A 16,002-nucleotide genomic window follows, 5' to 3' on the forward strand; every position below is an offset into this window, starting at 1 on the left:
GCGCTGTTGACCATGCCCATGCCGTGCCCCCGCCCGGTGCGCGCCGCAGGCGCCGGGCAGCGCCGTCCCGCCCCCCGGGGCGGCGCTTGGGTGAGGTTGGGTATGTTCTCTGGGGGAAGATGACGACCGCACGATAAAGTGCCACCATCTGGCGTTGCGTGCGCCACCCCGCGGGACGCCGCCGCCCGCCTCCCTTACACCTCCGCACAGCCCGCTCCATTAACTCGCCGATTCTGTGCGAAAACCGCGTATGTATGGAATGTGCATCAGATGTGCATGGGATATGCTGGTTAACGCTTCCAAAGTTAACGGCCCCGCGTTAACCCCTCGGCACGGTGGGTCTGCTAGGCCCGAAACGACCATCAGAGGACCAAGAGATGCACGATATACGCACCATCCGTGACAACCCCGCCGGCTTCGATGCCGCCATGGCGCGGCGCGGGATCTCTTCGGCCTCCGCGCCGATCCTCGCGCTGGACGAAGCCCGCCGCGCCGCCATCACCGAGGCCGAGGCCGCCCAGGCCGAACGCAACGCCGCCTCCAAGCAGGTCGGCGCCGCCAAGGCCGCCGGGGATGAGGCCGAGTTCGAACGCCTCCGCGCCCTTGTCGCTGAAAAGAAAGACGAAATCGCTCGCCTGGAGGAAGACTCCAAGGCCAAGGACGCCGAGCTGCGCGACCTTCTCATGGGCCTGCCCAACCTCCTGCAAGAGGATGTGCCGGACGGCGCCGACGAAGAGGACAACGTCGAAATCCACCGCTGGGGCACCCCCCGCGACTTTGCCTTCACGCCCCTCGAGCACTACGAATTGCCCGGCGCCAAGGAGGCGATGGACTTCGAAACTGCCGCCAAACTCGCCGGCTCGCGCTTCGTGCTGATGAGCGGCGGCATCGCCCGCATCCACCGGGCGCTCGCTCAGTTCATGCTTGATTTGCACGTGAACGAGCATGATCTGACCGAGGTCAACGCCCCCGTCCTCGTCCGCGAAGAGATGATGCTCGGCACCGGCCAGCTTCCCAAGTTCGGGGAAGACAGCTACCAGACCCGCGAAGGCTGGTGGCTCATCCCCACCTCCGAAGTGACGCTGACCAACATCGTCAACGATTGCATCATCTCCGAGAGCTACCTGCCGCGCCGCTACACCGCGCATTCGCTCTGCTTCCGCTCCGAGGCGGGCAGCGCGGGCCGCGATACCGCCGGAATGCTGCGCCAGCACCAGTTCGAAAAGGTCGAGATGGTCTCCGTGGTTCACCCGGAGAAAAGCGTTGAAGAACAACAGCGTATGACCGGATGCGCCCAAGCGGTGCTGGAGGCACTCGGCCTGCCTTACCGCACGGTCGTGCTCTGCTCGGGCGATACCGGCTTCGGCGCCGTCCGCACCCACGATATCGAGGTCTGGCTGCCGGGCCAGAACTGCTACCGCGAGATCTCCTCGGTCTCCAACTGCGGTGCCTTCCAGGCCCGCCGGATGAACGCCCGCTTCCGCCCCGAAGGCGGCGGCAAGCCCGAGTTCGTCCACACGCTCAACGGCTCCGGCCTCGCCGTGGGCCGCGCGCTGATCGCGGTGCTGGAGAACGGCCAGCAAGAGGACGGCTCGGTAACACTTCCTGAGGTGCTGCATGCCTATACTGGCGGCCGCACAACCCTCACCCCGCAAGGCACCCTCGCCTGATCCCCTTGCTCCCCCGAGGCCCGCAGCCTACATCTGGGGGAGCAAGACAAGGGAGCCCCCATGGCCATCGACGCGACCGACATCGAAAACCTCATCCGCGAAGCCTTTCCGAACGCGCAGGTGTCGGTTCAGGGCGATGACGGCCAGCATTTCGCCGCCGAGGTGGTCGACGAGAGCTTTCGCGGCAAGAACCGGGTGCAACAGCAACGCGCCGTCTATGCCGCCCTCAAGGGCAAGATGGACGGCCCCGCCGGCGAACTCCACGCGCTGGCCCTGACCACACGGGCGCCCTAGAGGCCCCAATGGACCCGGGCCTGATCGTCATCGTCGGGTTTCTCGTAGCCGCGTTCGCCCTGCGCGCCGGCTTCACAGCCCGTAAAAACTACCGGATCAACCCCGACCCGGACAAACCCGAGGCTCCCGAAGAGCCACAACCAGATCGAAAGCCCCGCCGCGCCAGCTATGGTGCCGCACGGGCCAGAACCAGAAATCGCCAGGAGTGAGCCTGATGACCGCACAAGACCAGATCGCCGAAACCAACAAGGCCAACGATGTCGTCCTCTACATGAAGGGCACCAAGGAGATGCCGCAGTGCGGGTTTTCCTCCCGCGTGGCTGGCGTGCTCAACTTCATGGGTGTCGAGTTCAAGGATGTGAACGTGCTGGCCGATGAAGAAATCCGTCAGGGGATCAAAGACTTCTCCGATTGGCCGACGATCCCGCAGCTCTACGTGAAGGGCGAATTCGTTGGTGGCTGCGACATCATCACCGAGATGACCCTCTCCGGCGAGCTCGACACGCTCTTCGAGCAGAACGGCGTCGCCTACAGCAAGGAAGCCGCCGACAAGATCCGCGAAGCCAACGCCTGATTTCTCTTCCGAGCCAGCACTTTACGGCCCGAAGTTACATCTTCCATTCCGGCGTCGCGGCCATCCGCATCAGCCGGAACCGCTTGCGGAACTCACTCATCTCCAGCGCGCCCGCCGCAACCCGGCCGGGCGCGCTGATTGCTTTGCGCAGCAGCACCGGCGCCATCGCGCCCAGCAGCATCGGTGCCGAGGCAGCTGCCCCCAGGGCTCCACGTTGCGAAGCACCTGAAGTCATCTCCGCAAGCCCCTGTTCCGCCAGCGCTTTCACCGCCTCGGCCCGGCCATCCACCAGCGGCACACGCCCCCGGCTCTCCAACTCCGGCACCGCCTGAAAATACCGCGCCAGCGCCGCGCCCCGGCCCCAGCCGCGCAAGCCCTCTTCGGCCTCCGCGCCCGCGCCAAGCGCCCTAGCAGCGGCCCAGACCAGCCCGCCGCCGGTCGCATCGAGATAATCCCAGAAGGCCGCCTCATCCTCGTACGGCTCCCGCCCGATGTCCCACTCCCGCGCATCCACGCAGGCCACGAGCGGCGCCACCGGCACGCCCGCGGCGACCGCCTCGGCGAGCGGGGCCGCCACCTCATGCGCCCGCGCCTTCCCGGCCTCCGCCTCCTCCAGCACGTCGCGCCAGAACTGCAACCGCATCTGCGCGATCATCGGCTCTTCGCTGGCCCATGGCGCACGCGCCACTTCCAGCGCAAAGGCCTGAACCGGAAAGAGAATACGCCGGGCCTCCACGGGCCCGGCCATCACCGCGGCGAAGGCGTCGCGCCCCGCGCGGGCGACCAGATCGGCGCAGGCCTGAAGGCTCATGCCAGCCGCGCCACGACCAGCTGATAGCCGGTTTCCCGCTTCACCCGCGCCCAGAGTGCCATTTCCTGCTCCATCGCCGCCATGATGCCCTCCATCTCGGCATCCGCCCCCTCGGCCCTGCGCCGGGAGATCTCTTCTTTCAGCGGCGTGTAGAGCGCCGCCCATGCCGCGTTGCTGAGCGGCCTGTCGGCGATCAGCTCATAGCCCGCCTCCGCCACCTGCGCCCGCAATTCCGCCTCGTCGGGCACCGGCACATCCATCCAGAAGCCCTGCGCCTCCGGCGACGGAGGGCTGAAGTAGACCGGCGCCGAAAAAGCCACAACCCCACCGGGCTTGAGCGCATCACGAAAGCCGCGCAACCCTTTGACTGTGCCCAAAAAATAGATCGCCCCCGCGCACCAGATAAAGTCAAACGGCGCCTCGGGTAGTGCCTCCAGCGCAGCGAGGTCTCCGGTGCCGACCCGCAGTCGCGGCACGCCGAAATGCCTCGCATCGGCAGCCTTCAGCAGGGTCGCATCCTTGTCGCAGGCCACCACCTGCGCCTCCGGCATCGCCGCCAGCAGCGCCGCCGTATCACCGCCATTGCCGCAGCCCGCATCACAAACGCTGAGGGCGCCTTCGCTTCCCGCCTGAGCGACCGCCCAGGCGACATCCTTGGCCAACCCCGGCCCCTGCCGAGGCACTGCCGAGAACAGCTCAAGAAATGCGCTCATTCCCCTACTTTACGCAGCTCCGATCCGGTCTGCACCAATTTCCACGTCACCGCGTCGATCAATGCGCCAAAGCTGGCGTCCACTATGTTGGCGCTCACCCCCACAGTGCCCCAGCGCCGGCCCGCGCCGTCCTCGCTGTCGATGATCACGCGGGTTACGGCCTCGGTGCCGCCATTGGTGATCCGCACCTTGAAGTCCACCAGCCGCATGCCTTCCAGACGGCCCGCATAGGGCCCAAGATCGGCGATCAGCGCGTTCCACAGCGCGTGAACCGGCCCGGCGTCCTGCATCTCCTCGGGGTGCTCGTTCTTGAAGTAGTTGGTCGTCAGCCCACCGCCCGGCAGGCTCACGGCCACCACCGCCTCGCTTTCCACCACGATCTGCCCCTTGGCATTGCGGCGGCGCTCCGAGATCACTCGGTAGCGCTCCACGTCGAAGAAGTCGGGCAGAAGGCCAAGCTCCCGCCGCGCCAGAATTTCAAAGCTCGCCTGCGCGGTGTCGTAGGAAAAGCCCTGCGATTCTCGCTCCTTGATCGTGTTCAGGATCGCCGCCAGCTGGTCCTTCTCCGCCTCCAGCCCGGCCTCCGCCAGCCGCTTGCGCAGGTTCGAGGTGCCGGCCTGGTTGCTCATCGGGATCACCCGCGCATTGCCCACCAGTTCCGGTTCGATGTGCTCATAGGTCGCCGGGTTCTTAAGGATCGCGCTGGCATGCAGCCCGGCCTTATGCGCAAAGGCCGAGGCCCCCACAAAGGGCGCAGCTCGCATCGGCACGCGGTTGAGGATGTCGTCCAGCTTGCGGCTGATCAACGTCATCCGGGCCAAGCCCTCCGCCGTCACGCCGGTCGTGTATTGGCTCCTGTACGGCTCCTTCAGCAGCAGGATCGGGATCAGCGTGGTCAGGCTCGCATTGCCACAGCGCTCCCCCAGCCCGTTCAACGTGCCCTGAATCTGCCGCGCGCCCGCATCCACCGCCGCAAGGCTGCCCGCCACCGCATTTCCGGTGTCATTATGGGTGTGGATGCCCAGATGGTCGCCCGGAACGCCTGCGTCGATCACGGCCTTTACGATTTCGTAAATCTCTCCGGGCAAAGTGCCCCCGTTGGTGTCGCAGAGCACGACCCAGCGCGCCCCTGCGTCGAGCGCGGCTTTCAGGCACTCCAGCGCATAGCCAGGGTTGGCCTTGTAGCCATCGAAGAAGTGCTCGGCGTCGAACAGGGCTTCCCGGCCCTGCGCCACGATATGCGCCACCGAGGCGCGGATGTTCTCCACGTTCTCCTCGAGCGTGATTTCCAGCGCGTCGGTCACGTGGAAGTCATGGGTCTTGCCGACAAGGCAAACCGAGGGCGTGCCTGCGTTGAGCACGCCAGCCAGCACCTCGTCATTCTCTGCACTGCGCCCGACCCGCTTGGTCATACCGAAGGCGGTGAAGGTGGCACGAAGCTTCGGCTTCGCTTCAAAAAAGGCGCTATCCGTCGGGTTCGCCCCCGGCCAGCCGCCCTCGATATGGTCGACGCCGAGCCCGTCGAGCAGCGAGGCGATCTCCTGCTTCTCGTCGAGCGAAAACTGCACGCCTTGGGTCTGTTGGCCATCGCGGAGCGTGGTGTCGTAGAGATAGAGGCGTTCGGTCACTTGAGGGCCTCCAGCTTGGTGGGGTCAAACGCACCAGGAATTGACCACTCTGGTCCATCCGCTGTGTCGGTCACGACAACACCAGATTTCGTCAAGGCATCGCGGATAGTGTCTGCTGTCGCGAAATCGCGACGTTTCTTAGCGTCCTGCCGCTCTCTGAGGAGGCCATTCACTAAATCTTCGGTTTCCCTCGAATAACTACCGATCCAACCAACACCGGAAGCCGAGAGTAAATCAAAGGCAGAGTCATGGGTAACAATTCCCATTAGGACCATTGAGCCCCAAAGTAAGTTGGCAGCGTCGAACTCTTTGATCTTTGCAAGTTCGTGCAGTCGCGCAATTGCCTTTGGTGTGTTCAAGTCATCTGCAAGTGCTTCGACCACAATTGGATCTGCGGGATATCTTCGCGGATCAAAGTAGAGATCAAGATTGGCACCTTCGAAAGCAAAGTGCTGATCTTTCAAATGGTTCAACCACCTCCAGAGCGTGGCCTGTGCCTCCTGCCGCTTCTTCTCCGTCCAGTCCATTGGCTTGCGGTAATGCGTCCCGAGAAACACGAAGCGGATCACCTCGCCCGGCACGCCTTGATCCAGCAAGTCCCTGACCGTAAAGAAATTCCCGAGGCTCTTGGACATCTTCTTGCCCTCGACCTGCAGCATCTCGTTGTGCATCCAGATCCGGGCGAAGTCGCCCTCCGGGTGGGCGCATTTCGACTGCGCTATCTCGTTCTCATGGTGCGGGAACATCAGGTCATTCCCGCCGCCATGAATGTCGAAACTCTTGCCCAGCAGCGCATCCGCCATCGCCGAGCACTCAATGTGCCAGCCGGGCCGGCCCTTACCCCAAGGCGAGTCCCACCCCGGCTCGCCCGCCTTCGCGGGCTTCCAGAGCACAAAGTCCATCGGGTCTTCCTTGTAGGGCGCTACCTCGACCCGCGCCCCGGCAATCATGTCATCCACCGAGCGGCCCGACAAAGCGCCATAGGCCTCATAGCTCCGCACCCGGAACAGCACATGCCCCTCCACTGCATATGCATGACCGCCCGAAATCAGCCCTTCGATCATCTCCACCATCGCGCCGATCCACTCAGTCGCGCGGGGCATCTCGTTTGGCTCCAGCGCCCCGACCGCCGCCATATCCTCCAGATACCACTCAGTGGTCTCGGCCGTGATGTGCCCGATCTCTCGCCCGCTCTCCTCCGCCCGCGCGATGATCTTGTCATCCACGTCGGTGAAGTTGCGCACATAGGTCACGTTCTCCGCCCCATAGGCATGGCGCAGCAGCCGGTAGAGCACATCGAACACGATCACGGGCCGGGCATTGCCGATGTGCGCCCGGTCATAGACCGTCGGTCCGCAGACATACATGCCCACCCGCCCCGGTGTGACAGGGGTCAGAAGCTCTTTCTTCCGGGTTTTCGTGTTGTGCAGATGAATGTCCATGAAGGCTCCTCGGGCGTCCCCGCGGGCTTTAGCAACTTCATCGTTTCGTGAAAAGAGACCGGGCCCGCGTGACTGATGTCAGCAGGTAATGCAGCAAATGATGATGGTCGCGGCGCGGGTCATGGGCTGTCAGTAGCAGCCCGCCCTGCCCCTGCCAAGCCTCTTGTGCTGCGGGCCGCCGCAGGCCAGCCTGCCTTCAGTGAGGGAGAGTGACATGGACAAGTTCGAAAGCTACCGCGCCCTGCATGTGCCGGGTGACCCTTTCATCCTCGCCAATGTCTGGGATGTCGGCTCGGCCCGTATGCTGGCCGGAATGGGCGCCAAGGCGCTGGCCACCTCTTCCGCCGCGCTTGCCTTCGTGCAGGGCAGCCGCGACATGGGCACCATCAGCCGCGATGATGCGCTGGCCCACGCCCAAGAGATCGTGGCCGCCACCGACCTGCCGGTGCAGGGCGATTTCGAGAACGGCTTTGGCGACGACCCAGACACGGTGGCCGAAACCGTGCGCCTCGCCGGAGAGATCGGCCTCGCCGGGATCTGCGTCGAAGACATCTGCTACACCGACAACCGCCCATACCCGCTGGAGCTGGCCACCGAGCGGATGCGCGCGGGTGCCTACGCCGCGCAGTCCCTCGGGCGGGATTTTTTCTTCGTCGCCCGCGCCGATGGCGTGATGAACGGCCTCTACGGCATGGAGGAGGCGCTGACCCGCGTGCAGGCCTTCGACAAGGCCGGGGCAGACGGGCTCTACGTGCCCCTGCCGCCCAGCATGGCGGATCTCGCGCGCATCTGCGCCGCCACGAAAAAGCCGGTGAACGCGCTGGCCGCAGGGGCCTTCACCGCCGCCACGCGCGCCGATTTCGCCGCCGCAGGGGTGGCGCGTATCTCGCTCGGCTCGGCCTTGGCGCGCGCCACGCACCGGGTGATCTTCGATGCCGCAGAGGCGATGCTCGCAAAGGGCGATTTCTCCCCGCTGGCGCAATCCATCGCCGGAGACCAGGTGCAGGATCTGGTCGACCGCGGGGCGCCCGGCGGAACGAGCCGGGGATGACCCAGGTCAACGCGAACATGCACAGGAGGGCATGATGGACAGAGCCGGTGTGAATGCGATCTGCAAGGCCTTTCCCGGGGCCGAGGTCTCGGACCCTTGGGGCGGCGGGCATGATGCTTGGAAGGTGGGCGGCAAGATGTTCGCCTGCATCGGCGCGATGGATCAGGGCGTCAGCGTGAAGACCGACAGCATCGAAACCGCGCAGCTGGTGATAGAGGCCGGGCGCGGCGAGAAAGCCCCCTATTTTCACCGCAGCTGGCTCCTGCTCCCATGGGGCCTTGTGGAAGACGCCGAGGTGGAGGAACGGCTGCGCACGAGCTATGCCCTCATCCGCGCCGGGCTGACCAAGAAGGCGCAGGCCGCGCTGGCTCCCTTCACGCCCTGAATCTCCTTGCCAGATCGTCCGTCGCATGGCCAAATCCCGGCCATGACATTTTCGATCCGCGCATTTCGCCCCGCCGCTTTTCTCATGGCCGTCCTGGCCCTCACCTTTCTCCCCGCGCTCGCCGGGGCACAAGAATTTCCTGACTACGAGACCCCATATGTGAACGATTATGCAGGCCTTCTGCCCGCCGATCAGGAGGCAGAGTTGACCGCTGCGCTGACCAAGCTGCGCGAGGAAACCGGGGTCGAAGCCACGGTGCTCACCATCTTCTCCACCGCCGATTACGGCCATTACGGAACCATCGAAGAATTCGCGACCGCGCTGTTCAACCAGTGGGGCATCGGCAATGCCGAAACCAACAACGGCATCCTCGTGCTGGTCGCCCGCGCCGACCGCGAAATGCGGATCGAGCTGGGCTCGGGCTTTCCGGCCGCCTTTGATAAGACCGCCGCTCAGGTGATCGACAGTCAGTTCCTGCCTGCCTTCCGCGAAGATCGCTACGCCGATGGCATCATGACCGGTACGCAAGCCGTGATCGAAACCATCGCTCGCCCCTTCGCCGCAGGCACCGAGCCGCCCAAGGTTTCGGGCGGCGAGGGTGGGCTCGGCATACTTGGCTGGATCATGGGCGGCTTCTTTGCCGTCTTCGTCGGCGCCATCGCCTTTGGCGGCAGGATCGCCAAGAAGTTCCGCGCCTGCCCGCAATGCGGCCAGAAGGGCCAGGTAGACGTGTCCAAGCGAACCATTCAAAGCGCGACCCGCAGTTCCACCGGCACCGGAGAAAAGACCATTACCTGCGCCGCATGTGGCTATAGCGCCGTTTCTGCCTACACCATTTCGAGGATCACCAAATCCTCCTCCAGTTCGTCCGGCTCCTTCGGCGGAGGCTCCTCTTCGGGCGGTGGCGCTTCGGGCAAGTGGTAGCGCGCCGGGCTCCGAGCGTCTCACAAACACGTCACGCGCTGTTACAGCCGGTTGTCAGGCGACGGATCATCACGCCATAACCCCCTGAAACCATGGGGATGGCTTTTGGCATGCTCGACGGCGTCGCGCGCAAACTGATCGATCCGCCGCTGAACCGGGTGGGCACGGCTCTGGCCGCCCGTGGTTGGCAGGCCGACCATGTCACGCTGGCGGGCCTCGCCCTCGGGCTGCTCGCCGCGGGGCTGATCTGGGCCGGATGGCCGCTGATCGCACTGGCCTTCCTCCTCGCCTCCCGCCTCGCCGACGGGTTGGATGGTGCCGTGGCCCGCGCCACCACGAAAACCGACTTTGGCGGCTACCTCGATATCTGCGCCGACTTCGCCTTCTACGCCGCCATCCCGCTGGCCTTCGTGCTGGCGGACCCCGCGCAGAACGGCGCCGCAGGCGCCTTCCTGCTCGCCAGTTTCTACATCAACGGATCCACCTTCCTCGGCTACGCCGTGTTGGCCGAACGCGCCAAGATGCAGACCACCTCGCGCGGCGCGAAAACGCTCTACTTCACCGGCGGCCTGCTGGAGGGCACCGAGACCATCGTGTTCTTCTGCGCCCTCTGCCTGCTGCCGCACCTGTTCACCCCTCTGGCATGGGCCTTCGGCGGCCTGTGCCTCGTTACCGCCATCAGCCGGGTGCTACTCGCCCGCCAGACCTTCTCCGGGGAGGAGACCCAATGAAATACGCCCTCGCATTCGCCACCCTGCTGGCTACCCCTGCCCTTGCCGGGCCGGACCCGGAGAGCCTCTCCGATGGCCTCTCCGCCGAAGAGTGGCAGGCCGTGCTGGAGGCCGCCGAGGGCCAGACGGTTTATTGGAACGCATGGGGCGGCTCGACCACCACCAACGCCTTCATCGACTGGGTCGGCGGCCGGGTGAAGGAGGAGTATGGCGTCACGCTGGAGCATGTGAAGCTCTCGGACACCGCCGATGCCGTCTCCCGCGTGCTGGCCGAGCAGCAGGCCGGGCAAAACGAGGGCGGCGCGGTCGACATGATCTGGATCAACGGCCCGAACTTCGCCGCGATGAAGGGCCAGAACCTGCTCTTCGGCCCCTTCGCCGAGGCCCTGCCCAACTGGCAGTATGTTGATGTCGAGAACAAGGACGTACAGACAGATTTCACCCTGCCGGTCGAGGGCTACGAGGCCCCTTGGGCGATGGCGCAGGTGGTCTTCATCTATGACGAGGCCCGCCTGCCCGAGCCGCCCCGCTCGATGCCCGCGCTGCTCGAATGGGCCAAGGCCAACCCCGGCCGCTTCACCTTCCCCCAGCCGCCCGACTTTCTCGGCTCGACCTTCCTGAAGCAGGCGCTGATCGACCTGAACGGAGATGATCCGGCGCTCTCCGAGCCGGTCGAGGCGGCAGACGACTACGCCGCCAGCACAGAGGCACTCTGGTCCTTCATCGATGACCTCACGCCAAACCTCTGGCGCCAAGGCCGCGCCTACCCGCAAACCGGCCCGCGCCAGCTTCAACTCATCGCCGATGGCGAGGTGGATATCGCGATCTCCTTCTCCCCCGGCGAGGCCTCCACGGCGATTGCCAACAACGAGCTGCCCCCCACCGCCCGCACCTACGTGCTGGAGAGCGGCACCATCGGCAACGCGAGCTTCGTGGCGATCCCCTACAATTCTTCGGTCAAATCCGGCGCGATGGTGGTGGCCAACTTCCTGATGTCGCCCGAAGCGCAGGTGCGCGCGCAGGATCCGAAGGTTCTGGGCTATGGGACTGTGCTGTCGATGGACAAGCTGCCGGAAGCAGACCGCGCCGCCTTCGAGGCGCTCGATCTGGGCGTCGCTACCCTGTCGCCCGCCGAGCTTGGCAAAGCCCAGCCCGAGCCGCACCCCTCGTGGATGACCAAGCTCACCGAAGAGTGGATCGAAAAGCACGGCGTCAAGGAGTGACGCCAGCCCGCTCATCGAACCTTTCAGGCCCTCTTCGCCCCTGCGAAGACGCCTCGAAGGGCGAATGAGCCCGCGCACTCTCATGTCCCTGCCCCGAGCCACCCTGCCCGCGCTTACCATCGCGCTGCTGACCCTGCCTGTCGGGCTGGGGCTGTTCTTCACCCTTGCCCCGGCGCTGGGGTACATGGGCGCCCCGGGCGCGGCCCCCTTCATGCGGCTGATGGACTGGCCCGGCATCGCCCCGGCCACCCGTCTTTCGCTCACGACCGGCTTTGCCGCCACCCTGCTCTCGCTCACGATCACCGCGCTGATCGCCGCAGGCTGGCATGGCACCAGCGCCTTCACGGCGCTCCAGCGGCTGCTCTCGCCGCTGCTCTCGGTGCCGCACGCCGCCGCCGCCTTCGGCCTCGCCTTCCTCATCGCGCCCTCAGGCTGGCTGGCCCGCGCCCTCTCGCCCTGGCTCACCGGCTGGAACAGGCCCCCCGATCTGCTCATCGTGCAAGACAGCGCCGGTCTCGCCCTCATCGCGGGCCTGACCGCCAAGGAGGTGCCGTTCCTGCTGCTCATGCTGCTCGCCGCCCGCTCCCAGACCCGGTCCGAGGCCCATGCCCGCGTGGCCACCACGCTGGGCTACCCCCGCGCGATCGGCTGGCTCCTCGTGGCCTTCCCCGCGCTCTATGCCCAGATCCGGCTGCCGGTCTACGTGGTGCTGGCCTACTCCATGTCGGTCGTTGACGTGGCGATGATCCTCGGCCCCAACACGCCGCCCACCCTCGCGGTCCAGATCACCCGCTGGATGGCCGACCCGGACCTGTCTTTGCGCGGGGTGGCCGCCGCCGGCGCGCTCTGGCAACTGGCGCTGGTGCTCGCGGGCCTCGCCCTCTGGCGCGGGCTGGAGGCTTTGGCCGCCCGCGCCGGCACTGCGCTCGCCATGTCCGGGCACCGCCTGCCCCGGCTCAACGCCCCCCTCCGCGCCCTTGGCCTCGCCCTCGGCCTCGCCGTTGCCCTCTCGGTGCTCGCCGGGCTGGCCTCCCAGGCGCTCTGGTCCGTCGCCGGATACTGGAGCTTCCCCGATGCCCTGCCCGATGCCTTGAGCCTGCGCACATGGGGCCGCCACGGCCCGATGCTCTGGCCCATCGCGGTAACCACCCTGCTGATCGCCACGCTCGCCGCCCTCGCCGCGCTCGCTCTCGTCACCGGTTGTCTCGAGGCCGAGGCTCGGCACGGCTTCCGCATGGGGCCCGCCGGGCGGCTGATCCTCTATCTGCCGCTGCTGATCCCGCAGATCGCCTTTCTCCCCGGTCTTCAGGTGCTCATGCTCACCCTCGGGCTGCGCGAGGGGCTCTGGCCCGTCGTCCTCTCGCACCTCACCTTCGTTCTACCCTACACGCTCATCGCCCTCTCTGGCCCGTTCCACGCGGTCGACACCCGCTATTTCACCGCTGCCGCCAGCCTTGGCGCGGGGCCGACCCGCCGGTTCTGGCGACTGCGCCTGCCGCTGATGCTGGCGCCGCTGCTCACCGCCTTCGCCGTGGGCTTCGCCGTCTCGGTCGGGCAGTATCTGCCCACGCTTCTGCTGGGCGGCGGACGGGTCACCACGCTGACATCCGAGGCCGTTGCCCTCACCTCCGGCGGCGACCGCCGGGCCATCGGCGCCTACGCGCTGGCGCAAACCGCCGCCGCCCTCTTGCCCTTCGCGCTGGCATTGGCCATTCCGCGCCTGATGTTTGCGGGCCGAAAGGGGATGCGCGGTGGATAAGGGGCTCACCCTCGACAGGCTGGAGGTCTTGCTCGGTGAGACCTGCCTGCTTGGCCTCTCCGCCCGGATCGCGCCGGGCGAGGTGCTCACCCTCATGGGGCCCTCCGGCGTGGGTAAATCGGCGCTTCTCGCGGCGCTCACCGGCACGCTGACCGCGCCACTCTCCGCCGCAGGCACCGCCGCGCTGGATGGCACCGAGATCACCTCGCTGCCGCCCGAGCGCCGCCGCCTCGGCGTCCTGTTTCAGGAGAGCCTGCTCTTTCCGCACCTCTCGGTGGCCGGCAACCTTGCCTTCGCCCTACCCCCCGGCTCCCGCGCGGCGCGGCGGGCCGCCGTCGAGGAGGCCTTGGCCGAGGTCGGGTTGGAGGGCTTCGGTTCGCGGGACCCGGCGACCCTCTCGGGCGGCGAGCAGGCCCGCGTCGCGCTCATGCGCACCCTGCTGGCCGAGCCGCGCGCCCTATTGCTCGATGAGCCCTTCTCCCGGCTCGATGCCGCCCGGCGCGAGGATGTCCGCCACCTCACCTTCACTCGCGCTCGGGATCGCGGCTTGCCCGTGCTGATGGTCACCCATGACGCCGAAGATGCCCGCGCCGCCGCAGGCCGCGTGGTGGAGGCCGTTCCAGGCCGGATCGTAGGCGACCGACCCGCCGCCTAAGTATCCGTCAGATCGGCGTCGAAGGGCACCAGCGACGGTGGGCGATAGTCCGGCAGCGCATTGTATCTCTGCCGCGCAGGCTCCGAGATGTTCCACGCAAACTCCGGCCCGATTGCCACCTCCACCGTGCCGCCCGTCGCCGGGTCCGGCACCTCCATCCTTCCCACCCGGTCGAGCACACGCTTGCGCAGCATCCGGGTAAAGAACCCCGGCTTGCTCGACTTGTTGAAGAGCGATGGCTCCAGCGGGTCTTCCTCCGCCGCGAACACCGCCAGCGCCGTGGGGTCAAACTCCAGCCCCTGATCCTGCGCGCCTTTCACCACCCACCGCAGGGCGATGTTGCTCAGCCCGTCGATATCGCCGCCCCCGCCCACCGATCCATGATCGCCCGCGAACCAGAGCTGCTGATAGGCCCGCTTGCGCTCCGGGTTCTCGCGGTTCAACTCACCGAGGTTGCCCCAGAGCGTCGGCGGAAAGGCCTTGCGCCGCTCATCGAGCGACACCGCGTGACGTGCGGCCATGACCATCGAGCTGAGCTGAGTGTCATGAAACCCCTGGCTGTGGTTGAACACCTGCGCCAGCCACTTGTAGTAACTCGGAATGCCAAGCGCGCCGACCGTATCCCAGATGCCAAGGTAGGTGACCGTCAGCCGCGGCGGCACCGGATGGCCCTGCGCGCGGCGCCAGTCTTCCTCCTTCTCCGAGGTGACCACATCGGGCGAGTAGCCGAGCCGAAAGCGGTGGCTCTCTTCGCTGGAGGGTTTGGTCGCCGGGTCGTCATCGCGATAGCGCTTCAGCGCTTCGGGGGCCTTCCACGCCTCGGTGTGGCGTGGCAGGCCCGAGGCCCGAAGCAGCCCAACGAGAGACCGCGCGGTGAATGCACCCCGCGAAAACCCGAACACATATATCTCGTCTCCCGGTTCATACTGTTCGATCAGAAAGGTGTAGCCGGCCAGAATGTTCTTGGTGACCCCAACGCCAAACACTCCGCCCGTCACCTTGTCGAGCCGCTTGCGCCAGCCGGTCTTGCCAAAGCCAGTGCCAACGCCGGGGATGTATTTGAGGATCTGGGTCGTGCCATCTTCGGCCGTGCGTTTGGCCATCTTGTGGAGATGGAAGACATTGGTCGGAAACGGCGCGTCTGGCGTGTTCCAGGTGCCGTCGCAGAATATCGCGATGCGCTTCATGGGCTTAAATGCTCCGGTCTGAAATGTCCGGGCAGGCCCGGCAGGAAATGCGAGCATTCTACCATAGGCTGTGGTCTCTGTCGCGGGTCGGGTGACAGTTCAGGCGGGCGTGGCTAGGGTGGCGGCGAAACTTGGCAGAGAGGTCAAATGTCGACCACGGTCATCATCATCCTCGTTACGGTCGTGTTCCTCGGCCAGATCGCGCTGGTCGGGGCGCTGCTCTGGTGGGCCAAGAAACGCGAGGCCCTGCTCCGGGCCCATTGCGCCGCCGCTGGATGGAGCTATGCCCAGAGCCGCGAGGGCAACAAGCGGATCACCCGCATCACCAGCCCGCGCGAGGGCTGGGAGCTGCAAAGCGTGGTGCAGCGTTCGGGCAGTTCACAATCCAGCAGTTCCACCCGCTACAGCATGTGGATTGACCCATCCCTCGCCCTGCCCCACGGCCTCACGCTCCTGACGCTCGATATTCCGGCCAGCCGGGCCGCCGATGTGGAGCGGTTCTCGGGCATGCTCGGCGGCGGGCTGGCACAGGCCGTGCTCGGCAAACTCCTCGGCAGCATGGCGGCGGAGGTGCCAGATCTGAAACCCGTGCCGCTGGAGGGCAGCCCTGCCCTGCTCATGGCCACCCCCGGCGCCGAAGATGCCCTACGCCCAATCGCCCTGCACCCCGCGCTTTCCGACAGCCCCCTTGCAGGTAGCGCACGCCCCGCCGTGATCCGCAGCCGCGAGGGGCTCTCCATTCGCCATCATGGCGCGCTCAAGCGGCCCGAGCAGGCCGATGCACTGGTGGAGCTTGGCCAAACCCTCTCAGCCGCCCTCAAGGCCTCCGAAAACTGACCCCCGCGACAATTGGTATACAACGGCATACCTTCCATGCGCCGGGGATTTGAGATAGGAGAGCGGCAACATCCCGATTCCGCGCCGCACCGGTGCGTATCGGGCCGGACCAACACCT

At 66.3% G+C, this 16,002-nt stretch carries 17 protein-coding genes; 12 read left to right on the plus strand and 5 right to left on the minus strand.

Features of this window, described 5'->3' with window-relative positions; genetic code table 11:
- The first annotated feature begins 377 nt into the window (after positions 1-377).
- Genes serS through grxD form a run of 4 tightly spaced genes read left to right on the plus strand, consistent with a single transcriptional unit; the run spans position 378 to position 2,538 of the window.
- Positions 378-1,670 carry a serine--tRNA ligase gene (gene serS / locus ACUXVX_RS13445; RefSeq protein WP_446308695.1) on the plus strand — a complete coding sequence of 431 codons (1,293 nt, stop codon included), beginning with the start codon at positions 378-380 and terminating at the stop codon, positions 1,668-1,670.
- A gap of 60 nt (positions 1,671-1,730) precedes the next feature.
- Entirely contained in the window at positions 1,731-1,964 is a 234-nt protein-coding gene (locus ACUXVX_RS13450) for a BolA/IbaG family iron-sulfur metabolism protein (protein WP_446308696.1), read from the plus strand.
- 8 nt (positions 1,965-1,972) lie between these two features.
- The gene (locus ACUXVX_RS13455) at positions 1,973-2,173 is read left to right on the plus strand and encodes a hypothetical protein (RefSeq protein WP_446308697.1); all 201 of its coding nucleotides are present in this window, start codon (positions 1,973-1,975) and stop codon (positions 2,171-2,173) included.
- A 5-nt stretch (positions 2,174-2,178) separates the two neighbouring features.
- Complete coding sequence (gene grxD, locus ACUXVX_RS13460; RefSeq protein ID WP_446308698.1) at positions 2,179-2,538, plus strand: Grx4 family monothiol glutaredoxin; 360 nt, start codon at positions 2,179-2,181, stop codon at positions 2,536-2,538.
- A gap of 34 nt (positions 2,539-2,572) precedes the next feature.
- On the opposite strand, the gene ACUXVX_RS13465 is transcribed toward grxD, so the two are convergent.
- The 4 genes from ACUXVX_RS13465 to cysS are packed head-to-tail and all read right to left on the minus strand — an operon-like array spanning position 2,573 to position 7,132.
- On the minus strand, positions 2,573-3,349 hold the full coding sequence (locus ACUXVX_RS13465; RefSeq protein WP_446308699.1) for a squalene/phytoene synthase family protein: 777 nt from the start codon (positions 3,347-3,349) through the stop codon (positions 2,573-2,575).
- Entirely contained in the window at positions 3,346-4,062 is a 717-nt protein-coding gene (locus tag ACUXVX_RS13470; protein ID WP_446308700.1) for a class I SAM-dependent methyltransferase, read from the minus strand. Before ACUXVX_RS13470 ends, ACUXVX_RS13465 begins: the two co-directional genes overlap by 4 nt.
- Entirely contained in the window at positions 4,059-5,690 is a 1,632-nt protein-coding gene (cimA, locus tag ACUXVX_RS13475) for a citramalate synthase (protein WP_446308701.1), read from the minus strand. The genes ACUXVX_RS13470 and cimA overlap by 4 nt, the downstream gene beginning before the upstream one ends.
- Positions 5,687-7,132 (minus strand): cysteine--tRNA ligase, encoded by a 1,446-nt coding sequence (gene cysS, locus ACUXVX_RS13480; protein WP_446308702.1) that lies wholly within the window; start codon positions 7,130-7,132, stop codon positions 5,687-5,689. The genes cimA and cysS overlap by 4 nt, the downstream gene beginning before the upstream one ends.
- Before the next feature lie 214 nt (positions 7,133-7,346).
- Between cysS and ACUXVX_RS13485 the strand changes: the two genes are divergently transcribed.
- The 7 genes from ACUXVX_RS13485 (at position 7,347) to ACUXVX_RS13515 (ending at position 13,860) form a co-directional block, all read left to right on the plus strand.
- A complete protein-coding gene (locus tag ACUXVX_RS13485; RefSeq protein ID WP_446308703.1) occupies positions 7,347-8,183 on the plus strand; it encodes an isocitrate lyase/PEP mutase family protein in 837 nt (278 codons plus the stop codon).
- Between the two features lie 34 nt (positions 8,184-8,217).
- Positions 8,218-8,568, plus strand: a complete 351-nt coding sequence (locus tag ACUXVX_RS13490; protein ID WP_446311542.1) for an MmcQ/YjbR family DNA-binding protein — start codon at positions 8,218-8,220, stop codon at positions 8,566-8,568.
- Positions 8,569-8,652: 84 nt separating this feature from the next.
- Positions 8,653-9,492 (plus strand): TPM domain-containing protein, encoded by an 840-nt coding sequence (locus ACUXVX_RS13495; RefSeq protein ID WP_446308704.1) that lies wholly within the window; start codon positions 8,653-8,655, stop codon positions 9,490-9,492.
- 110 nt (positions 9,493-9,602) lie between these two features.
- Positions 9,603-10,223, plus strand: coding sequence for a CDP-alcohol phosphatidyltransferase family protein (locus tag ACUXVX_RS13500; RefSeq protein ID WP_446311543.1), 621 nt, complete (start codon positions 9,603-9,605; stop codon positions 10,221-10,223).
- Complete coding sequence (locus ACUXVX_RS13505) at positions 10,220-11,446, plus strand: ABC transporter substrate-binding protein (RefSeq protein ID WP_446308705.1); 1,227 nt, start codon at positions 10,220-10,222, stop codon at positions 11,444-11,446. The genes ACUXVX_RS13500 and ACUXVX_RS13505 overlap by 4 nt, the downstream gene beginning before the upstream one ends.
- A gap of 82 nt (positions 11,447-11,528) precedes the next feature.
- A complete protein-coding gene (locus ACUXVX_RS13510) occupies positions 11,529-13,205 on the plus strand; it encodes an ABC transporter permease (RefSeq protein ID WP_446308706.1) in 1,677 nt (558 codons plus the stop codon).
- Positions 13,198-13,860, plus strand: a complete 663-nt coding sequence (locus ACUXVX_RS13515) for an ATP-binding cassette domain-containing protein (protein ID WP_446308707.1) — start codon at positions 13,198-13,200, stop codon at positions 13,858-13,860. The genes ACUXVX_RS13510 and ACUXVX_RS13515 overlap by 8 nt, the downstream gene beginning before the upstream one ends.
- Here the strand turns inward: ACUXVX_RS13515 and ACUXVX_RS13520 are convergent.
- On the minus strand, positions 13,857-15,047 hold the full coding sequence (locus ACUXVX_RS13520; protein WP_446308708.1) for a DUF2235 domain-containing protein: 1,191 nt from the start codon (positions 15,045-15,047) through the stop codon (positions 13,857-13,859). The two genes, ACUXVX_RS13515 and ACUXVX_RS13520, sit on opposite strands and share 4 nt — an antisense overlap.
- A gap of 147 nt (positions 15,048-15,194) precedes the next feature.
- Here ACUXVX_RS13520 and ACUXVX_RS13525 point away from each other — a divergent pair, with 147 nt between their 5' ends.
- Positions 15,195-15,884, plus strand: coding sequence for a hypothetical protein (locus tag ACUXVX_RS13525; protein WP_446308709.1), 690 nt, complete (start codon positions 15,195-15,197; stop codon positions 15,882-15,884).
- Positions 15,885-16,002: the final 118 nt, after the last annotated feature.

Source organism: Vannielia sp. SX4 (assembly GCF_052828525.1).